Origin of the sequence: Candidatus Sordicultor fermentans (assembly GCF_012728195.1) — a bacterium.
Lineage (GTDB): Bacteria > Atribacterota > Atribacteria > Atribacterales > Caldatribacteriaceae > Sordicultor > Sordicultor fermentans.
In genome coordinates, this window is sequence record NZ_JAAYFP010000158.1 from 1 (window position 1) to 3,902 (window position 3,902).

The 3,902-nt window shown below is 38.4% G+C and carries 1 protein-coding gene and 1 pseudogene; both read left to right on the plus strand.

From position 1 onward, the window contains the following. A pseudogene (locus tag GXZ17_RS08065) lies at positions 1-525 on the plus strand (site-specific DNA-methyltransferase); the annotation flags it as partial. A gap of 6 nt (positions 526-531) precedes the next feature. Beyond that, positions 532-3,606 carry a DEAD/DEAH box helicase family protein gene (locus tag GXZ17_RS08070; RefSeq protein ID WP_409376780.1) on the plus strand — a complete coding sequence of 1,025 codons (3,075 nt, stop codon included), beginning with the start codon at positions 532-534 and terminating at the stop codon, positions 3,604-3,606. Positions 3,607-3,902: the final 296 nt, after the last annotated feature.

The following is a 3,902-nucleotide window of genomic DNA, read 5'->3' on the forward strand; positions in this document are numbered from 1 at the left end:
CAATACGAGGACAGTCTTGATAATATTGAACTCAAAGAAAGCAAAAAGGCCTTAGAACTTTTTAAGGACGAATATCTTCTAAAATATTTTCTTGATTGTGAAACCAGGGAAAGTTCTTATTTCCTCAACATTGACCAGCTCAGAAATCCCTTTGTTTACAAGCTAAAAGTTAACCTTGAAGAACTCGGCGAGCCAGAGGAAATAATTGTGGATATACCAGAGACATTTAACTACCTTCTGGGATTAAAGGTTAAAAAGGTAAAGGCAAGAAACAACGGAGGAAAATACTGGTTCGTTCTTGGTGAAAAAGAAGGAAGAGAGGTTGCGGTAGTCTGGAGGGAATATAGCGATAACTGGACAAATGAAGATTTGGAGAGAGATAAGGAATTCATCATAAAGGAGATCGAGCCCTGGGCGCCACATATTGTTTATGTAAACGGGCAGAGCGTTTTGACCCCCAAGATCGGCAAACATACTGTAGAAATCCATTATATCGAACCAGAGTTTAAAAGCTTAATGGAGTAAAGGCCAATGAATATAGAAAAATACCTTGTTCTCAACAAATACCTGCTTTCACTATTTGGAGTGAGCGATTTTAGAGATTTACAGGAGAAATTAAAAGACGCCCCCGTTGGTGTTGATAGTGACGGGAGGAGCAATTTTATAAATGTTTTGCGATCATCTTTTGAAAATCTTAAACTGCAAGAAGATGTCCTCCTTAGATATGATGACAATATTCAATCCTATGTGAGAAAAATAAACTATAGACGTGAGCCTGTAACCCTGAAGTATTTCCAATACTTAGCGGTGCTCTTTGCTGAAATTGTTCTGGATAATCTTAAAAATAGAAAGCTAGAATTTTTATATGACCTTAATGAATTTCTGGAGAATTACAAGCAGGGACGGGATGTTGAAATCATTGATGCATTTACCGAGGATGATTTGAGAAAGCTTCCTTTCTGGATGGCAACCGGCTCGGGAAAGACGCTGATAATGCATATAAACTACTATCAATTCTTAAATTACAGGTTGTTCTCTCCAGATAATATTATTCTAATCACTCCCAATGAAGGGCTTTCCAGGCAACACTTTGAGGAATTGAAAAGAAGCGGAATTCCTTGCCGGCTTTATACTGGCAGCTTAGCTGGTGGGTTGAGGAGCGAAAATGAAGTTCTGGTTATAGAGATGACCAAATTTGTAGAAGAGAAAAAAGGTGGAGGGGTAACGCTTCCAGTTGAAGTTTTTGAGGGAAGAAATCTCATTTTTGTGGATGAAGGACATAAAGGTAAAAAGTCAGAAGAGCAAAAATGGGCGAGGTTGAGAAATAAGCTTGCTGAAAATGGCTTTGTCTTTGAATACAGCGCAACATTCGGGCAGATTTTAAGCGAAAGCCAACCCGAGACACTAAAGGAGTATGCCAAATCTATCGTCTTTGACTATTCCTATAAATATTTCTATCTCGATGGGTATGGCAAAGATTTCTCTGTTTTGAATGTAAAACAAACCAAGATTTCTGAACAGGAATTTCAGGAAGGGATGTTTGTGGCCAACCTTTTGTCTTTTTATGAGCAAGTCCTTGCTTATGAGGAGAATAAAGAATTGGCAAAGGAATATAACCTTGAAAAGCCCCTCTGGATCTTTGTGGGGACGACAGTTACCGGGAGGAAAGAGAAGTCTGATGTTATTCAGATCGTGGAGTTTATAAAAAGGGTGATTCACGATGAAGACTGGGTAGGGAAGTGGGTAGGAAATATTCTAAGTGGTAATACAAACCTAAAAGATGAAGATGGCAAAGACGTGTTTCAGGACAGATTCCAGTATCTCAGAAAGAGGGGCATTGAGCTTGATGACCTGTACCGAAGAATTTTCGGGGGGAAGGGAAGTTTGGGATTATATGAGTTAAAAAATGCTGAGGGAGAGCTGGGATTAAAGGCGGGAGAAAATGAATATTTTGGAGTTATAAATATTGGCGATGTCTCGGATTTCAAAAAACAACTGGAGAAAAAAGGAATTTTAGTAGAGCAGGATGTTTTCTCAAGCTCTCTTTTTGATGATATAAAAAAAGAAGGCTCCAAAATAAATATCCTCATTGGCTCAAAGAAATTTATTGAAGGCTGGGATACCTGGCGTGTTTCTTCAATGGGACTGCTAAATATTGGAAAAGGGCAAGGTCCTCAGATCATCCAATTATTTGGAAGAGGAGTTCGGCTTAAAGGTAAAGGCATGTCTCTTAAAAGAAGTGGCGAGAATTCACAGGTTCAGCTTTTAGAGATGCTCAATATTTATGGAATTAGAGCTGACTATCTAAGCAAGTTTTTAGAAGCAATAAGGCGTGAGGAAGTAGAGTTTGAAACTATCGAAATACCTGCCCAGCCTCAACACAAGGAAAAATGGGAGACTCTTTATACCCTTTCTAAACCCGAAAAGAAGTTTGAAGAAGAAGAAATTTTAAGGTTGGAGATCGATAACAGGATTTATTGTACAATCGACCTTTTGCCAAGGGTATCAATGTATCTCTCAAAAGAAAGAAAAGAGGAAGGGATAAAAGTAGAAGAGATAAAGCCAGAAGTTGAAAATTTGAGATTCTCAGAAGATATTATAGATTTGCTCGATTGGGAAAGGATATGGCAGGAAATAATTGAATTTAAAGTACAGAAAGCTTACTGGAATTTGGTTCTGGAGAGGGATACGCTCAAAAGCATTCTTTTATCCGATAGATATACCATCCTCTCTCTTCCCGAAATTTTGGAAATCAAAGACGAGGAAGACAGAAAGCGGCTGGAAGATATAGCGCTCCTGATTATTAAAAAATATGTGGATTTATTTTATAGGAAGAATGCAAAGCGCTTTGAGACAAAAAACTTACGTTATGATAAAGTTAGGCAGCTACCGTTATCCCTTCTCTCTGAAGGAAAGCAGGGCTATATAGTACAGATAGACAAGGGAAAGAAAAAACTGGTCCAGGAGATAAGAGACCTGGCAAATGATTTAGAGAAATTACTTAAAGAAGAAAATACTAATTTGCCACGAGTTTATTTTGATGGCTCTCTCTATGTGCCGATATTGCTTCAAAGTAAAAAGATAGACAAAATCTCCCCTGCAGGCCTGGTGGAGAGTGAACAAGACTTTGTGGTGGAACTAAGAGAGTACTTGAAAAGACATAAAGATAAATTTCCGGCTGAGGTATATCTTTTAAGAAATTATCCTTTTTCCGGGGTGGGTTTTCAGCTTCAATGGGCAGGATTCTACCCTGATTTTATTATGTGGATAAAAGAGGGCAGTCAACAAACCATTGCCTTTATAGACCCCAAGGGATTGGAACACGCCAAAGGATTAAATAGCGAAAAAATAAAATTCGCTGGCTTTTTGGATGAAAATGATGACCCTGAAACGGTTACCATAAAAAAGATTGAAAAGAGTCTCTGTGATAAAAATATACGGTTGGAATCTTTTATCCTCTCCAGAACTTCCTATGATGACTTGAGGAAAGGAGAAACCAATTTTCCCTCGATTGATGAATTTATGGCTCACCATGTTTTATTCTTATCAGATGCAAATTGGCCTGAAAAATTAATCAGCATGATGATAAACAAGAATCCAGCATAGTTGTGTGAAAAACAAGGGCTGCCATAGAAAATGACAGGGTTCGGGTACTTTAAACCCCAGGGGTAAGAACTTCCGAGTTTATCCCCAATAAGGCTGTAGTGGAGTAAACAAAAAAGGGAGGCTTTATTCCTTGATATATCAACGTTTTTAAATTATAGCTGTCAACGTCAAGAAGGGAATCTTCCTCATCCGTCATGCCTGAAATTTAGTGAGGCATCCAAATGCTTAAATACTGTGGACCCCTGATAGAAACACTCAGGGGTGACGAAGCAAAAGGTGATAGAAGCATTCAGGGG